The sequence below is a fragment of the Lyngbya aestuarii BL J genome, assembly GCF_000478195.2.
GTDB classification, from domain to species: domain Bacteria; phylum Cyanobacteriota; class Cyanobacteriia; order Cyanobacteriales; family Microcoleaceae; genus Capilliphycus; species Capilliphycus aestuarii.
Genome location: NZ_AUZM01000009.1, coordinates 68,703 through 86,063 on the forward strand (window position 1 = coordinate 68,703; position 17,361 = coordinate 86,063).

11 protein-coding genes are annotated in these 17,361 nt (G+C 41.6%); 6 read left to right on the forward strand and 5 right to left on the reverse strand.

All coding sequences use genetic code 11. The annotated features are described in order from the left end of the window. Nucleotides 1-282 precede the first annotated feature (282 nt). The 4 genes from M595_RS06055 (at nucleotide 283) to M595_RS06070 (ending at nucleotide 10,789) form a co-directional block, all read left to right on the forward strand. Nucleotides 283-3,717: a helicase-related protein gene (locus tag M595_RS06055; RefSeq protein ID WP_023065214.1), complete on the forward strand. Its 3,435-nt coding sequence runs from the start codon at nucleotides 283-285 to the stop codon at nucleotides 3,715-3,717. 139 nt (nucleotides 3,718-3,856) lie between these two features. Continuing rightward, the gene (locus M595_RS06060; RefSeq protein WP_023065217.1) at nucleotides 3,857-6,841 is read left to right on the forward strand and encodes a DUF1156 domain-containing protein; all 2,985 of its coding nucleotides are present in this window, start codon (nucleotides 3,857-3,859) and stop codon (nucleotides 6,839-6,841) included. 260 nt (nucleotides 6,842-7,101) lie between these two features. After that, nucleotides 7,102-7,749, forward strand: coding sequence for a hypothetical protein (locus M595_RS06065; RefSeq protein WP_023065262.1), 648 nt, complete (start codon nucleotides 7,102-7,104; stop codon nucleotides 7,747-7,749). Between the two features lie 133 nt (nucleotides 7,750-7,882). Continuing rightward, nucleotides 7,883-10,789 carry an ATP-binding protein gene (locus M595_RS06070; RefSeq protein WP_023065229.1) on the forward strand — a complete coding sequence of 969 codons (2,907 nt, stop codon included), beginning with the start codon at nucleotides 7,883-7,885 and terminating at the stop codon, nucleotides 10,787-10,789. Nucleotides 10,790-11,015: 226 nt separating this feature from the next. Here M595_RS06070 and M595_RS32975 read toward each other — a convergent pair whose 3' ends face one another. The 3 genes from M595_RS32975 to M595_RS06085 are packed head-to-tail and all read right to left on the reverse strand — an operon-like array spanning nucleotide 11,016 to nucleotide 12,501. Further along, the gene (locus M595_RS32975) at nucleotides 11,016-11,588 is read right to left on the reverse strand and encodes a hypothetical protein (RefSeq protein WP_083492782.1); all 573 of its coding nucleotides are present in this window, start codon (nucleotides 11,586-11,588) and stop codon (nucleotides 11,016-11,018) included. A 21-nt stretch (nucleotides 11,589-11,609) separates the two neighbouring features. Continuing rightward, entirely contained in the window at nucleotides 11,610-12,170 is a 561-nt protein-coding gene (locus tag M595_RS32980; protein WP_040483659.1) for a hypothetical protein, read from the reverse strand. Next, nucleotides 12,151-12,501: a hypothetical protein gene (locus M595_RS06085; RefSeq protein ID WP_152983539.1), complete on the reverse strand. Its 351-nt coding sequence runs from the start codon at nucleotides 12,499-12,501 to the stop codon at nucleotides 12,151-12,153. Before M595_RS06085 ends, M595_RS32980 begins: the two co-directional genes overlap by 20 nt. A gap of 579 nt (nucleotides 12,502-13,080) precedes the next feature. Here M595_RS06085 and M595_RS06090 point away from each other — a divergent pair. Both M595_RS06090 and M595_RS31045 read left to right on the forward strand, forming a co-directional pair. After that, nucleotides 13,081-13,302 (forward strand): hypothetical protein, encoded by a 222-nt coding sequence (locus tag M595_RS06090; protein WP_023065252.1) that lies wholly within the window; start codon nucleotides 13,081-13,083, stop codon nucleotides 13,300-13,302. A gap of 4 nt (nucleotides 13,303-13,306) precedes the next feature. Next, entirely contained in the window at nucleotides 13,307-13,450 is a 144-nt protein-coding gene (locus M595_RS31045) for a hypothetical protein (protein ID WP_023065190.1), read from the forward strand. A 12-nt stretch (nucleotides 13,451-13,462) separates the two neighbouring features. On the opposite strand, the gene M595_RS06095 is transcribed toward M595_RS31045, so the two are convergent. Together M595_RS06095 and M595_RS06100 are read right to left on the reverse strand one after the other, a co-directional pair. Then, nucleotides 13,463-13,822 (reverse strand): DUF427 domain-containing protein, encoded by a 360-nt coding sequence (locus M595_RS06095; RefSeq protein WP_023065233.1) that lies wholly within the window; start codon nucleotides 13,820-13,822, stop codon nucleotides 13,463-13,465. A gap of 135 nt (nucleotides 13,823-13,957) precedes the next feature. Next, nucleotides 13,958-17,335, reverse strand: a complete 3,378-nt coding sequence (locus M595_RS06100; RefSeq protein WP_023065209.1) for a CHAT domain-containing protein — start codon at nucleotides 17,333-17,335, stop codon at nucleotides 13,958-13,960. Between the last annotated feature and the right edge of the window lie 26 nt (nucleotides 17,336-17,361).

A 17,361-nucleotide genomic window follows, 5' to 3' on the forward strand; every position in this document is an offset into this window, starting at 1 on the left:
ATTGATTTAATGATTATTTATTCAATAAGTTTGTGTAATTCATAACCGATCATGGATTGGGCTATCGGTTCAGTAATTTTACGGAGAACTATCTACTTTTTAAGTATGAGAAACTTTTCAAAGTTCCGTAATTCCAACATTGATATCTAAGGTTATTCGGCTTATTATTGAATATAGGAATAGAGGCGGCTGGGTTTAGGATTTTTTTGGGGGGTCGGCTTGTTCTATATCAAAACAGTTTTGTTTGCTTAATTTTCAAAAAACCAAACAACTATAAATAGAATGATTGACTCACTCATTAGCAAACGAATTTTGATTCCCTCACAGTTTACCGAGGCGGTTACGGTTGTTTCGGCAGACATTATTGATGACACGGTATTGCTACAAGTTCGTACCTCAACGGGCGAACTTCGCGAAGCCGGAGTCAGTTACAGCGAAATTGAAGAAATTATCACTCAACAACAAAATACTTCCACACTGGTTGATGGAGATTCACTTTTTCTATTTATTGAGTCAGCCCGCATCAAAACCGCCTTTGAGTATGACCCCCACTTTGCCGTAAGTTTAAGCGGTGTTCGACCCCTACCGCACCAACTTGAAGCCGTCTACGAACGCATTTTACCCCAAGTTCGACTGCGATTTCTTTTAGCAGATGACCCAGGTGCGGGTAAAACAATTATGGCGGGTTTACTTCTCAAAGAATTAAAACTTAGAAGCGCCATCGAACGGGTTTTAATTCTAACTCCCGCATCGCTAACCATACAATGGCAAGACGAACTCAAAAGCAAATTTGCTGAAACCTTTGAGGTGATTACTTCAACTTTAGCAAAAAATCAACTGGCGGGAAATCCTTGGGAACGCTTTCGTCAGTGCATCGCCTCCATTGATTTTGCCAAACGGGATGAAGTAATTTCAGGTCTTTTACAGGTAGATTGGGATTTAGTAATTATCGATGAAGCCCACAAATGTTCGGCCCGAACCCAAGGCGAAGACTTGCGACGAACCGGACGCTATAAACTTGCAGAAGAACTCTCAAACAATACCGAAAGACTGCTATTATTAACCGCAACTCCCCACCAGGGAGACATTGACCAATTTCACAATTTTCTCCGCTTGCTCGACCCCGACCAATTTATTTCCGACACGCACAACACCCAAATGCTGTGCTTGGAAAATAGCCCCTGGTTTCTGCGGCGAATTAAAGAAGAACTCCGCGACTTTGAAGGACAAAAACTGTTTAAACCTCGTCACGCCATCACCGTTCCTTTTAATCTATCTCAAGCCGAAGAATACCTTTATAACCAAATTACAACCTATATCAACCGCTATCTTGGTCAAACCACCGGACGGCGACAGGCTACTGTTGCTTTGGCGAGAACTGTTCTACAACGCCGACTCGCCAGCAGTTTAAACGCTATCTGGAATTCTCTCAAAAGACGTTATCAACGATTTTCTAACCTCTTAGAAGAATTAGAACAACTCTCACCCCAAGAACAGCGCCAGAGGTTGATGAATTTTGGCTGTTCAGTTAATACTGAAACTGACAACGAAGACCGTTCTGAAGATGAATTGGAAAATGTAGCAGTAGAGTCTACCATTGCCGAAAAAATTGAACAATTGCGCGAAGAATTGCAAGAACTCAAACGCCTGGTTAAACTCACCCAAGAAACTATTGAACTCGGAACCGAACGTAAACTCAACGAACTGCAAAATTTACTCAAGCGCTCAGAATTTGACGAGTTGAGCGAGGGAGAAGGGCGGCTATTAATTTTTACCGAACACCGGGATACTTTGGAATATCTCAAACAAAATCTGCAACAGTGGGGATATTCAACCTGTGAAATTCACGGGGGAATGAACGTTATTGACCGCAAAGCCGCCCAAAAAAACTTTCAATTTAACAAGCAAATTTGTATCGCCACCGAAGCCGCAGGAGAAGGAATTAACCTGCAATTTTGTCGGTTGATGGTTAATTATGATATTCCCTGGAACCCCAACCGTTTAGAACAACGCATGGGGCGCATTCACCGCATCGGTCAAAAGCGGGACGTTTATATTTTTAACTTTGTGGCGGTCAACACCGTAGAAGGTCGGGTTTTAGAGAAATTGTTGAAAAAACTCGATGAAATTCGGGCGGCGATGAACGACCGAGTATTTGATGTTATCGGCCAGCTATTGCAACTTAATGATATTCGTTTTGAGGAGTTGGTACGTCAAGCCACCTATTCCCAGGCGGACGAGGATGAAGCTATCGCCCAAATTGACCGTTTAAGCCCCGAACGTTTAAAAGACCTTGAACAAGCCACAGGACTGGCTTTGGCAACCTCCCACGTTGATTTTTCTCGGGTTCGTCTGAAAACCCAAACTCAAGATTTTCGTTCCGAAGAACGGCGGCTGATGCCCCGCTATGTGGAAGAATTTTTTAAGCGGGCTTGTGAATATCTGCACCTAAACTTGGAAGTGCGGGCCGATGGGTTGTGGCGCATTCCCTACTTGAAAGAGGAGTTTCGCTCGAACACTTTGGAAGCAGTGCGGCGGTTAGGAACCCCCGAAAAATATTATCCCAAATTGACGTTTTATAAAGAACAGTTGGAAGCTGCGGTTCACCAGGATGGGGAATTTCTTTCCCCTGGACACTGTTTGTTTGCCTCTATTGCTGAACGTTTGGACTACCAACTCGCCGAACGGGTGGGGTATCGCTGCGCCACGTTTGTCGATGCGGACGCCCAAGCGCCCTACCGCATTCATTTTTTCTGTGTGGAAATTCAAGGACAAACCACCCAGGGACGAGAACAGACCTTGAGGGCGAGGCTGTGTGCGGTAGCCGAATATCAGTCGGGAAGTTTTGTTTTGGTGGCGACGGACTGCTTGCACGACTTGGCACCGGCCGACCCCCCAACGACCGACGTTTTGAAACCCCTGGCTCCCACCGAACAGCAGCAGGTGGAGCGCTGGCTGAAGGTAAAAGTGCAAATGACGATGATGGACGAGGTTCGCGCCCAGCGTCAGAGGGAGTTGGATATTCGTCGGGACTACCTCGCTCAAGCGATGGAAGCGGCGATAAGGGAGGCGCAGTGTACCCAGATGAAGTTGGCGGCTAAGGTTGCATCTGGGGAGGAAACTTATCGGGTTGCCCGAGATAGCTCCCAAAACAAGGTACGAACCTTGAAAGAACGCTACAAGGCGAAGCAGGATGAACTGAAGGCGCTCAATATTGTCCGGTTGGGGCGGGTCGCTTACCTGGGAACGGCTTTGGTTTATCCGGCACCTGCGGAAGTGGCTGCTGGAGGGATGCGAAATGACCCCGATGTGGAAGCGTTTGCGATGGAGTACGTTATGGACTATGAACGACAACGGGGTTGGGAACCGGAGGATATCAGTCAAAACCGGGATGGTAGCGGGTTTGATATTCGCAGCGTCAAACCGGGGGATAACGCGACGGGTCTTGTTCCGGTACGACGCATCGAGGTTAAGGGACGGGCGCAGTTTGAACAGGATGTTTCCCTGACGGCGAACGAATGGCGTCGGGCGCAGCAGTTGGGGGACACTTATTGGCTGTATGTGGTTTGGGGGTGCAGTACCCCGACCCCGCAGTTATTGATGATTAAAAATCCTGCTAAAAAGTTAGCAGCAAATGTCAGGGAAGTCAAGGAGGTGACACGATATTTAATTAATGCCAAAACAATTGGTTCTTACGCACAGACATTAAATAGTTAACTTTAGGTATTCATCGAGAAAAAACAAAAGTAATTTATCGAGGAAAGAGATGTATAATTTAAGTGATGAATATTTTTTTGATAGATTCTAAGTAAATATTTTTTAACCAATTTTTTGAAAATAACAGGATAAACTCAAAATGACAGAAGACCGCCGCTTAATTGAAGATTTTATTCCCATCCGCGAGATTTCCGCAGAAGCCGCACGGGAAAAATCGATTAGAAAAGGTCACATTTCAACTTTACATTTATGGTGGGCAAGACGGCCTTTGGTGGCTGCGCGTGCTGCTGTTTATGCTTCTTTGGTGGCGGCGCCGGAAACCTATCAAAAGCGGACGGTGTTGAAAGAATTGATGATAGATTTGTGTAAGTGGAAAGTGGGAGAACCGACGTTAAATAAAGCGAGAGAACAGATTTTAGAAGCCCAACGTCAACGTCTGGGTTTACCGGAAAATACACCCCTCAAAGATGTACCGCCGCCGAAGGTTTTGGATATGTTTGCAGGTGGAGGCGCTATTCCTTTGGAAGCGTTGCGTTTGGGGTGCGAAACTCATGCAATTGATTTAAACCCCGTCGCCCACATTATCGAACTTTGTACTCTGGTTTATCCCCAAAAATACGGAAAAAAACTCGCAGATGAGGTTGAGAAGTGGGGAAATTGGGTGATTGAAAATGTACGGAAAGAAGTTGGCGACTTATATCCGGGGATTGGGGATTTGGATTTAGGGATTGGGGATTTGGAGGAAGAAAATGGAGAGTTACAAAGAACTACGAGTTTGGCAAAAGGCGATAGAATTAGAGAAAAGAATTTAGAAACGCAAGGACAACAATTGTCTTTATTTCCGTCATCTACTTCTCCCCAACCCCCAACTCCCAACTCCCAACTCCTAACACCCGTTGCTTACCTTTGGACGCGAACGGTTAAATGTCCTAACCCGGCTTGTGGGGCGGATGTTCCGTTGGTCAGACAAACGTGGTTGTGCAAGAAAAGTAAGAAGTATGTGGCGTTAAAGGTAACTCCCAATTATCAAACGAAACAGGTTGAATTTGAAGTGGTGGAGTCAACGACTGAAAAGGGTTTGGGTTTTAATCCGGCTTCGGGAAGCACACGCGGAAATTCACTTTGTCGCCACTGTGGAACAACAATTAAAACTAAACCTTATATTCAAAATGAAGGAAAAGCTGGCAGAATAAATCAGCAGTTAATGGCTATTGTTTGTACAACTCCGGGCGCTAAAGGAAAAACTTATTTGTCGGGAACTGATTATCAAAAGTATGTTCCTAATGAAGTCCAAATAAAAGAGCGACTAGAAAAGTTATGTGCAGAAACAGGTTTAACAATTCCAGATGAGCCAATTTTTTCCGGTAATAGTAGAGCATTTTTTACACATCTTTATGGTTTAGATAATTTTGGAAAACTATTCACCCCCCGACAACTGCTTTCTTTAATGACGTTTGTGAAGTGGGTTAGGTTAGCGCATGAGGAAATGTTAAAGCAAGGATATGATGAGGAGTTTGCAAAAGCTGTAACTACTTATCTTTGCTTAGGAATTACCAAAGTTGCTAACAGAGGCAGTAATTTAGGCGTTTATCACACAAAAGGAGAAAAAATAGAAAGCCCTATTGGTAGCGGAAGATTACCAATGGTTTGGGACTTTCCTGAAACAAATCCTATTGGTACAAGTTCTGGAAACTGGAGTGATGGGTTAGATTATACAATTAAAACGTTAAAAAATTTAACAGAAATAAATTCTTTTGCGGTTATTAAACGGCAACCAGCACAAAAGCTTGACATAGCAGATTCAAGTTTAGATGCAATTATTACTGACCCTCCTTACTTTGATGCCGTTCCCTATGCGGATTTATCTGATTATTTTTATGTCTGGTTTAAGCGTTCAATTGGGCATCTTTATCCAGAACATTTTTCGGGAAAATTAACTCCCAAAAAACAAGAAGCCATTATGGAATCCTCTAGACATGGAGGTGATAAAGCGAAAGCTGCAAAAGCTTATGAAGACATGATGCACCAGGCTTTTTGTGAAGCCAGTCGGGTGTTAAAAGATGGCGGTATGATGGTTGTTGTTTATGCTCACAAAACCACCGCAGGATGGTCAACATTAATTGATTCTCTCAGACGAGCAAAATTTACCATTACAGAAGCATGGCCTTTGGATACAGAACAACAAGGTGGGTTGCGTAGTCTTCGCGCCTCTCTTGCTTCTAGCATCTTTTTAATCGCCCGAAAACGCGGAACCCCAAAAACCCCACTAACTCCCAACTCCCAACTCCCAACTCCTAATCACCCAACTCCTAAAATTGGCGACTACGCAATGGACGTACAACCGCAACTGAGAGAAATCGTTCAAGACCGTGTGAAAACTCTCATTGCTGAAGGCGTTAGCGGTGCGGACTTGGTTATCGCCTGTATTGGTGCGGGGCTGCGGGCTTATACCCAATACGACTCGGTGGAACTTCCCAACGGAGACGAACTCGACGCCAACACCTTCCTTGATGAAGTGCAGAAAGAAGTTTTGGAAACCGTTCTTTCGGACGTGTTGCTGTGTGATAAACGGGGAGTTTCCGCAGTCGATAAACCCACCCAATATTACATCCTGGGACGTTATGAATACGGAGAAGCCGTCGTAGAATTTGACGAAGCCAATACTCTGGCGCGTGGCGTGGGTATCGAACTTGATGGCCCCGGCGGTTTGACCGATGGTAAACTGGCGTTAGTCACAAAAAACAAAAATAAAATTCAGTTGCGCGACTACAGCGAACGGGGCGAAAGCGAGGATTTAGGAATTCGGAGTTCGGAATTAGGAGGAAGAAAAACATTCAACACCCCAACGCCTAACACCCAAAACCCGACACTCATCGATATTTTACATCGGTTGTTGTGGTTATCGGAACATAAACCTCAAGATATTACCAACTTTCTCGCCCTAGCAATGCCCGATGCGTCTCAACTGCGGTTAGTCGCCCAAGCGTTAGCCGGACGCGCCCTCACCCCCGAAACCAAACAAGAAAATATTACCAGCCGCACTCGGGAACAGCAAGCCATTGATACACTTTTGGCTTCGTGGAAACGGATAATTGAGGACAACTTATTTACTCAGAGGGGTTAGGGGGTTAGGAGTTAGGGGGTTAGGGGGTTAGGGGTTAGGGGTTAGGGGTTAGAGGAAGTGCTTAACTCGACTATTCTCAAAACCCAATTCTCAATTCCCAATTCCCAACTCCCAATTCCTAAAACCCAATCCCTAAAAACCAATTCCCAATCCCTAAAAACCAATTCCCAATCCCTAAAACCCAATCCCTAAAACCCAACTCCCAATCCCTAAAACCCAACCCCCAACTCCCAACTCCCAACTCCCAACTCCCACTTCCTATGATTCAAAAAACGATTCAAGCCCAAGATGTAAACCTCCGATATCTTATCGATAACTTCAACTTGCAATGGATACGAGACGAGCAGTTTTTTCGAGAATGGCAAGAAGATTTACCAGAACTCACCGATTTAGAAAAGCAATTGTTAGACCAAGTTCAGGAAGGGTTTTTTAATTTATTGCAAAATCCTCCGGTTCTCGAAGATGTTGTTCGGATGGCAATTTTAGACCCGATTTTATTTATCGGAAAATTCTTTCTTTATCCCTATTACATTCGTTCGGAAGAATCCGTTCTCTTAGAGATACCGGAGGGAGAGAACTTAATTAAAGGTCGAATTGATACTTTAGTTCTCAAAGAGAAATTATGGGTAATGGTCATCGAATCCAAACGGGCGGAATTTTCCATAGAAGCGGGTCTTGGTCAACTGTTAACTTATTTGTTAGCCAGTCCGAACTTAGACCGTCCGAATTACGGTTTAATTGTTACCGGGAGCGATTTTATATTTGTTAAGCTGGTGAAAGTTGAAAATATTCCTCAATATGCAACCTCGAAAGTGTTTGTAACTCGCAACCCCGATAATGAACTTTATGATGTGCTGCGGATTCTCAAACACCTCAGTCAAATTGCAGTTAATGAAAATTCAACTTAATAATTTGATGATTTTTTGTTAAATAAATAGCTCGATTTTATTTTCACAAATTTATAAAGCTTAAACCGCAATAAAAATCAGATAAATTTTCTCACATATCCGATTAAAACCTTCTACATTAAACCCAAAAACAATGACAGCCTATCAACTCAAACCCTGGACACAAGTTGTTACCCCCCACGCCGATATTTTGGAGGGGAAACTAGATAATGCGACTTATGCAGCAAAATTGGGATCTGTAATTCGCAATGAAGATAGCTGTCCCTTAGTTTACCGCGATGCCCGGAAATTTTTCGAGGCAACCTACCTCACCGGAGAACTGAAAAACCTCTTAGAAAGCGTTTTAAAGCGATTGGCAGGAGAACCCGGCGATCGCGTTTTGCAGCTAAGAACTCCCTTCGGAGGCGGAAAAACCCACGCTCTCGTCAGCCTCTATCATATTGCCAAATCGCGATCGCAACTGCAAAACTTTCCTCTACTCTCCAATCTTCCCGACCCCGGTGAAGTCTCGGTAGCCGCATTTATCGGCTTGGATGTTAACGCCAGTACGGGGATACAAGTTGAAGATGGCCCCCGCATACTCACGCCTTGGGGGTATCTTGCTTGGCAGTTGGGCGGACAACAAGCGTATAATTTTGTCAAAGACAACGACGAAAACCGCATTGCCCCCGGAAACAACGAAATTCGACAAATATTAGGCGATCGCCCCAACCTGATTTTAATGGATGAGTTTCTAGTTTACGTCGAAAACGCGATGGGATTAACCGTCGGAGACTCTACTTTCGGGCGCCAAGTTCTCACCTTCATTCAAAAACTCACCGAAGTTGTTGCAGACCGACCCAAAACCGTTTTAGTCTATTCTTTGCAAGCCAGCGTCCAAGAAGCGGTGGGAAATGAAGGGTTGTTGAGTACCCTTGATAAATTAGTCGCCCGTAACGATGCCAAAAAAGAACCCGTTTCCGGCGATGAAGTGATGCAAGTCGTTCAAAAACGGCTATTTTCTGACATTGGCAACCCGGAAATTATTAAAGAAGTCGCCCGTCAGCAGGCGGAATTATTTCGCAAGTTTCGAGAAAGTTATGCCACGACCAAGCAAGAAAAACAGGAGGTCGAACACCAAGCCAATTTGTTAGCCGAACGCATTGAATATAGCTATCCTTTCCATCCCGACTTATTAGATTTAATGTATCACCGTTGGGGAAGTTTGCCAAGCTATCAGCGAACTCGGGGGGCGTTGCAGTTTCTCGCCTCGGTTATCTATTCCCTCAAACAAACCAATGATAACTCTTGGTTAATTACCCCCGGCAATATTGATTTTAACAACGAAGCAGTCCGCAACAATTTCTTTAGTCAAGTTGGGGAACGAGACGCTTACAATTCTGTTATAAATGCCGATTTAATTGGTCGTAAAGCAAAAGTCAACGCCATTGATAAACGCATCGCCAACGATTCGCCTGCGATCGCTCATTTGAATGTGGGAAGTCGTTTGGCTTCTGCCATTTTAATGTATTCTTTCGGTGCCAGAGGTGGAGAAGATCGGGGGGTGCTTGAACAGGATATTGCGGCTTCCTGTCTCGCATCGGGGTTAGACCGAATGACCATTACTGCGGTGTTAAGTGATTTGCGGGATGAATTGCTGTATTTGCATTATGTTGGCAAGCGATATCGATTTGAAACCAAACCGAATTTAAACAAATTAATAGCCGATGAGGAAAGCAAAGTTACGGGCGAAGAAGTTTTAGAACTGATTCGCAATTCTCTCAACCAAAATCTCCAAAATTCTCGCGGAAAAGTAGTTTTGTGGCCGAAGGATTCGGCGGCGATACCGGATAGAATCTCTCAGTTTATTATAGTGTATCTCGACCCCAGTTGGGCAGAAAAAAGTCAAGAAAAAGTAAAAGAAGATGCTTTAATTTGGTGGGAAAATCGGGGTAATGATAAGCGGGATTATAAGAATGGGTTGGCGTTTATAGTTCCCAATTTAGCGCAAATGGATAAGGCACGCAAGGGGGCAAGAACGGCTTTAGCGATCGCCTCTTTAGTGGCACAAAAGAAAAAATACAAATTCTCCGCAGAAGACGGGGAGGAACTGGGTACAAAGGAAAAAGAGGCAAATTCAGAAGTTGAAGCGGCGCTGCGCCGACTGTACGAATATATTATCTTACCCGTATTTAATCCCAATATTCAACCGCCGAATAAACTCGAAATTATTGACCTTCATTCCCAAATTAATACCAGCCATAAATTACAAGAACGTGTTTTTGAAGCGTTGAAAAACCATGTTTTTGATAGCTTAACGCCAAATAAATTGCTGCGAATTTCCCGTCTAGACGGCGAAGAAAAAGACTATATTCAAGCGGAAGAATTGGTCAGTTATTTTTTCCGTTTTCCCAATTATCCGAAGCTGCTGCGGGTTGAACCGATTAAAACGGCAATTCTTCAGGCGATTGAAAAGGGAAATTTGGGTTATGTTCCGGCGGGAACGTTTACTGCGGGAGAAACACCAACGGTTGAGAATGCAGAGTTAATCAGTTTCAACTGCAAAATTCCTGTAGATGAGTTAGATTTATCCGGTTATTTGTTATCTTCCGGGTTGGTAAACCGACTTCAAGAGGAATGTAAATCCGCCAATTCATCCGCAGAATTTATGGAAAATGCGGAGGATTTAGCGGAAGAATTAACGCCTGTTGATGAGAATTTATATTCGGTTTCTACGGGTCAAACTCCGGTGGCGAAAGAGGATATAAAAACCGTTGAATATAAGTCGGAAAGCAGTAGTATTGTTCGGCGCGTTTCGGTAGACATCAAAGACGGTAAAAAAGCGGCGAAGCACTACAAGCTGAGTTCAATTGCAAATAAAAACAATATTTTCCAACTGTTTGAAGTGTTGCAAACCCTTTCAGATAAAGCAGAAGATATGGTTATTGAAATTAAAGTGAAGGCAAACACAACCCACGAATTTGACCCCAGTTGGATTCGGAACGCTATTGAAGAACCTCTAGATGAAATGGATATTAAGGCTGAGTCTCATTTAGAATAAGCAATTGTTTTTGGAGAGGGGAGGGTTCAGGGGGTGAAAAGAGGGCTACAGCAGATGGCTTGGGTAGAAATATAATGCTTTCATAGATCCATAGATTTTTTGGGAACATAAGCAGAGGAAAAAACTCCAGACGGTTCACGAAAAACGTTATAACCTAGACAATTCAACAGTTTTAAATGTTGCTATTGGTGGAGTAGAAGTGATGATTAGATTGTGATCAAGTTTATTACCTAAGTCCCATTAAATATCCATGTTTTTTTACAATTGAAAGCTTTATGAATTTAAAAGCAAGCCTTTGATCCTCAATTGAGTTCATTCCCTTAATATTCATATATGTTTCAAGAGCATCCGTCGCTAATTTACAAATTTCATTGACAGATTGTGAATCTATAGGGCTTACTCCATGTGCATAGACACTTCTATTACGAATCTCAGCTATCTTCATAACCCTTCCTAAATTAATCTTAGGATTTTTAGCAATAGGGTCATCCAATGATCCTAGCAAACAAAGTGCGTCCACCATTGCCAATTTTTTCGGAAGACTATTATTGGCTGATTTACTATTATTTTTGGAATTACTATCACGAAATTCTATAAATTGATTTTGGAGATCATCAGTGTTGATATTGAATAATGAATAGTCAGGTTTATCAGCTTTAAAATCCTCGGATGATATATCTTGCAATGAATTATTAAAAACACTTTCTAACGTCCTATAATATAAAAGAGCCGCAATATCATTCTGACTATTTTCTTTATATCTTTCTGCGCTAAAATAAAAGTTGAATAAAATATGAATACGGCTTCCACTTGCTAATTGTTATAAACTTTCTAACTGACATTCAAAACGATATGAGTCAAATTCAAATATTGAAGAAAGTTGACCAAAAAAACTTCGTATTCTTTTGGAAAGCTCCCTGGATAATTTATATCCTTCTTGAAAATTAAAAGAGTTCCAAAGCATATATAATTTTGACAATTCAGAGCATAATTCGGCAGCACGAGGTTGTGTCATGCGGTTACTAGCTTGTTCAAATAGTGTCTGACTAATATCATATTTGCCTACATTGAAAAAATTAACAGCCCTATTAACCTCAACTTCTGAAAAAAGATCAACCGGGAGTTTTAATGGATTACCAACTAATTGAATATAAGTTGATTCAGGACGTGGCTTTCTAAATTCGCGCAGATATTCTTTGTAATCGATATATATTAAATTTATATCTAAAATGCCTGCCGCAATTGCCAATGCTCCACCCATAGTTTTCTTACCACCTGTAAGTTCAATAACAATGCGTGATCCTTTTGGGAATAGCCTTAAAGCCGCTTCCAATGCACGGTATATATCAGTGTTTGGTTTTTCAGAGAATGAATGATTCATAAAAATATGAATAAGATGGTATATTAGCATATGTTTTAACTGTGTCTAGTAGATCTTTTGTTTCTTCTGTGTGAATTACAACTATCTTTTCTGGCTGGATAAATTGATGGGATAAAATTACTGTCTCTGGAGTAAAACCCAGAAGTGAAATTAATCCATCATATTGAGGTTCTTGATCATAATCTGCTTTAAATTTTTCTCGTATAAGTGGCAATAGCTCAGGCATAATCTTGCGACAATAAAAATCTAGAGGAGCATCTGGTTCTTTAGCTGTTTTAAGCAAATTAATCCATTCATTTGTTAAATCAGAAATGGAGCTAGTATCTGTCATATGTAAACTCCTATTGTATGCAAATCCTATACGTTCTGTGATCTTATCATCCAGATGCTTTTTAAGCAAGCGAAATTAATTATATAAATAACCGGAGTTCTGGTTAAGCTTAGTTATAGCGGCTTGTAAACAAGTCAATTTTCGGCTCACATTATGGGGTCAAACTAGCATTGCTGTTACGAGGGACAATAAACAATAATGCCCGCAGCATTGGGCAAAAGTCTACACCGTGTTAAAGCCGAAGTGTCCCTAATGCCCCCTTCATTCCCGGTGTCTTTACGGTCGGGCAGTTCTGGAAGGGTGAGAGAAAATCTTAAAAAATATCCTCAAAATTATCACGATTTGACTTGGAGTGCCAACTGGTGAAGTTGAAAATTGCGATCGCAGAATTTCCCATCTTCTACGTTATTATGTCCTCGTCGATCGCAATTCAAATGCTATTGCAATTTGGGGATGAAGATCGCCCAACGAATTAATAGTGGTTAAAACAATGCTGAAGGATAATTGATGATCGAATCGGGATTTAATTTACATTCTCATTAATAATTAGAAGATAAACCCTTGAAATTGTGAAGTTGTATGAGTGACTTGAAACGCTATTGGATTGTCGTCCACTATGAAACCGAGTTGACCGCAGAAACGGAGTGGGATGCTTGCCATAATATTCGTCTGGGCAATACGATTGTTGAAGAAGCGAGTATTGCTGCCCAAGAAATCCCGTCCGATGCCGATATCAAAGCGTTGATTACTCAAACGAGGCTTACCGTTCGCGATCAATGCGGCTCTGGCTATTATTCTTAAGCAATTGTATTACAAATTTCAGGATTTTTCCTTACTCAGACTAACTGCAAGTTGCCGACCCGTCTCTCAACACAACCAACGTGTCGGCGATCGCTATCCGCCCCCAACTTCTTCTCAAACTGCGATCGCTTCAATGGGTTTAGAATGAAGATGGATACTCCTAAATCATTTCAATCCCATCGACACGGTTAGGATAAAAAGCGAGGTACTCTTTGATTTGTTCAACCGCCTGATCGGGATTTTCATAAGACCAAATGGCATTTTCGGCCGTTTTACCATCGACCGTAATGCTAAAATAACTAGCATCTCCCTTGAAAGGGCAATGGGTGGAACGTTGGGTTGGCTGTAACCGTTCCATTACCACATCACTGCGAGGAATGTACTGCACGGGTGGTGACATTCCTTCCCTCAGTTCCAAAGCTTGGGTTGTTTCTGCTATCGTCTGTCCGTTAAAGGTGACTTTGACTCGCTTCGGTTGAGGAGCGATCTTGATTAGATGATTTGCGCCTGGAATTTTCATTGGCTTATTAACTACAACATTTTCAAGATATCAGATTGGGGGACGCTGAGAATATTAAGCATTCAATTGGTTTGATTTAGAGTTTGATACCCGTTACATTTAAGGTAAAGCACCTGTCTCAGTAGCCTTCTACCGTCAAAAAGTGGATAATCCATTCCCAATTAAAATAAAAGGCGCCCAGTAATAAGGATGACTAAAACTATTGTCTTGAGTTGAATTTTGACTCAAATTTACTTGTGCTTGTCTCAAGGCTTCCGCTTTGGTATATTTCCCCGACAATAAAGCATTATAAAACGCTTCCATAAACACCTGCGTTCCTTGGTCATCAACTATCCATAATGACGCAATGGTTGCCAACACTCCCGCCTGCTGCATCTGATAGCCAAGTCCCAAAATTTCTTCTCCATTTCCTAACTGTCCGCCAACTGCGGTTTGACAAGCACTCAGAATAACTAATGTCACATTGGGTAAGTTTAACGTCTCAATTTCTCGTAACGTTAAGCGATCGCCATCTCCAAGTAAAATAAAAGAATCTTCAGGCTGACCCGGAACAAATGCGGCGTGAGTTGCTAAGTGTACGATAGTATGATCGTTGAGAAAAGGAATCACCGCATTCCGATTAAATTCTCGATTAATTAATGTTGTGGTTTGGGGAACTCGTTTGGCAATATTTTGAACTTCTAACCCTGCATAAGTTAGTCCATCAAAAGAAAATTGCCGATTTCCCACCGTAACTTGATAATTTCCACTGCTAAATGCCCCCGCCAAAACTCTTAATTCTTTGGAGTCTTGAGAACTTAGATCCGTCAGAGAAGCAGCCGTTATATTATTAATATTAAATCGTTCAATTAACCATTCATTTCCATCGTGAAGGGCAGAAATTGGAATATATCGCAATACACTATCCGGCGCATAAATAATCGTTTGAGCATTGGCTTGAGCCAGATCGCCTGCCAGGGGTTTAATTAAAATTTCATAAAGGCGTTGAGCGGAAGTTTTTACTTGATTTAAAGGTACTGATGGACGCAAAATATCTAAGCGAAAATCTACAATCGCTTGATTTAATGCTTTTCGTTCAATCGTAACAGAACGATGAATGGGTGGATTAAAAGGCGTAACTAAAATCAGTTCAACTCGGTTCTCTAAAATAAGAGGATAAAGAAGTACAGCAGTTGGTTCAATTTGACGCAGTTGACGTTGTAATCGATTAAGATTGGGTAAGTCTAAGTTCTGACCTCCGGTGGTTTGGGAAAGTTGTTGTAATTTGGCTTGAACTTCTGGATTTTCGATAAAGTTATTGAAGCTTTGACGAACTTGCTGCTGAATATTTTCTAATTCAACAATGCGCCGATTTTGTTCCGGTGAACGTTCTTCTGGAGAAATCATCCGCAGTTCATTGAGTTCTGTTCCCAATTGAACGATTTGATTTTGAATTTGGGTATATTCTTGATAGGCTTGTTGTTCTTGGGGAAGAAGTTCAATTCCTTCGGACGTTTGATTATTTCCTCGAACATTATTTAAGTATTCATCTAATTCTTGAACTTTTAATAAATCTAAAACTTGCTGTGCTTCCAAAACTCGATTTTGTTGTAAGAGTAAATCCGCCAAGCGGCGATAGATATCCGCCACCGTTCCGGTGTAAGACTGTTGCTGTTCTGTTGAAAGTCCGGAAATATTTTGACGAATTGCTTCGGTGACATTGACCGACTTTTTATAAAAGATAATCGCCAGTTCTACTTTATTTTGTTTTTCAAAAATTGCCCCCATACTGCTGAGGGTTGAACGTTCCCCTTCGGGATTACCAATTTCCTGAAAAATTCCCAGTGCTTGTTGATAGGCGACTAAAGCTTCGGTTTCATTTCCTGAATTTTTATAAGCTAATCCTAGATTATTATAGGTCGTGGCTTCTCCAAAGCGATCACCTATATTCTGACGAATGATTAATGCTTGTTGGTAGACCTCAAGAGCTTGAGTATACTCTTGGTTAATATTGTAGATAAATCCAATATTATTTAGGCTATTTCCCTCTCCGGGTCGATCTCCAATCTCCCGCCGAATCTTTAAAGCTTGTTGATAAAATTCAAGGGCTTTGTTATACTGTTGTTGAACTTCATAAACCAATCCAATATTATTCAAAGCCTGTGCTTCGCCTGCGCGATCGCCTATTTCTTCACGCAGCGTTAAAGCCTGTTGATAGAATTTTAGGGCTTCATTGAACTGACCCAACGTATAATAAATAGCCCCAATACTATTAAGTGTATATCCTTCTCCCGCACGATCGCCTATCTCCTGTCGAATCTTTAAAGACTGTTGATAAAAGTTCACGGCTTCTGTGTACTGACTTTGTGCTGAAGCGACTCCACCAAGATTCATTAAAGCAGAAGCTTCACCGGGACGATCACCAATTTTTTCACTGATAGCTAAAGCTTGGTGATAATAATCTTGTGCTTGAAAATATTCACCCCTATTTTGATAAACTAACCCGATGTTACTCAGAGTAATTCCTTCCCCAATGCGATCGCCAACGGAACGACGAACTGCCAAAGCCTTCTGATAAATTTCTAAAGCTTGAGAATATTCACCAAGATTAATATAAGTTCCACCTAGATCGTTTAAAACTCGACCAATTCCTATTTTATCACCAATTTCCTCTTTAATTTTCAATGATTGTTGCAACAACTTTTGCGCTTGAGAATATTGGCTAAGATTTTGATACACAACACCCAAACTGAGAAGAATGCGAGATTCAATATAGCGATCGCCAAACACTCTGCTGATAGCCAGCGCTTTTTGATTGTATTCTAAGGCTTTAGAATAATTTCCTTGCCTATTGTAAACGATACCAATATTATTCAAAACAACCGCTTGAGGAGATTGTTGATTAAGTTCTTGCAAAATTGCTAACGCTTGTTGATGTAAAGACAAAGCTCTATTATAATCTCCTTGTCTTCGATAAACAACTCCCATATGATCCAAAGTTCGTCCTTCCGTATAGCTATCGCCAATTTTTTGACTCAGTTCAATGGCTTGCTGATAATATTTTAACGCTTCGGGAAATTGACTCAAACTATAAGCAATCACTCCCCGTTCGCTCAACGCAGAGGCGATCAAATTTTGGTGATTTAAAGACTCTGCAATTTCTAAAGCTTGTTCAATTAATTCTGTGGCTTGAGAATATTGACTGAGTACGCGGTAAATCACTCCAATATTGAATAAGGTTTCGGCTTCACCCCTTTTATTATTGGTTTGTCGAAATAATTCGAGCGCTTGTTGGTAGGTTTTAAGAGCAGCCTGAAATTGACTGGTTTGAAATTGTCGCTCACCCGTTTCTAGTAATTGCTGAGTTGTCGGGTTGAGAGAAAGTTTTTCTCCCTGAATCCATGAACTTTCTTGTTCGGTTATCGAATAAGTTTCTATTTTTGGTTGTAAAGATTTAGATAAGATCAGGATTTTATCTTGAATTAAACTCAACTCAAAAACTCCCGCAAAAATAACAATATTCAATAATTTCATAAGCTTGTTTTGATGGATTGGTGTAG

What these genes read in the sequence shown, in the direction of transcription:
- M595_RS06100 (WP_023065209.1), bottom strand. Translation starts at nt 17,335, where the DNA reads ATGAAATTATTGAATATTGTTATTTTTGCGGGAGTTTTTGAGTTGAGT.
- M595_RS06055 (WP_023065214.1), top strand. Translation starts at nt 283, where the DNA reads ATGATTGACTCACTCATTAGCAAACGAATTTTGATTCCCTCACAGTTT.
- M595_RS06070 (WP_023065229.1), top strand. Translation starts at nt 7,883, where the DNA reads ATGACAGCCTATCAACTCAAACCCTGGACACAAGTTGTTACCCCCCAC.
- M595_RS06060 (WP_023065217.1), top strand. Translation starts at nt 3,857, where the DNA reads ATGACAGAAGACCGCCGCTTAATTGAAGATTTTATTCCCATCCGCGAG.
- M595_RS06090 (WP_023065252.1), top strand. Translation starts at nt 13,081, where the DNA reads ATGAGTGACTTGAAACGCTATTGGATTGTCGTCCACTATGAAACCGAG.
- M595_RS06095 (WP_023065233.1), bottom strand. Translation starts at nt 13,822, where the DNA reads ATGAAAATTCCAGGCGCAAATCATCTAATCAAGATCGCTCCTCAACCG.
- M595_RS06065 (WP_023065262.1), top strand. Translation starts at nt 7,102, where the DNA reads ATGATTCAAAAAACGATTCAAGCCCAAGATGTAAACCTCCGATATCTT.
- M595_RS06085 (WP_152983539.1), bottom strand. Translation starts at nt 12,501, where the DNA reads ATGACAGATACTAGCTCCATTTCTGATTTAACAAATGAATGGATTAAT.
- M595_RS32980 (WP_040483659.1), bottom strand. Translation starts at nt 12,170, where the DNA reads ATGAATCATTCATTCTCTGAAAAACCAAACACTGATATATACCGTGCA.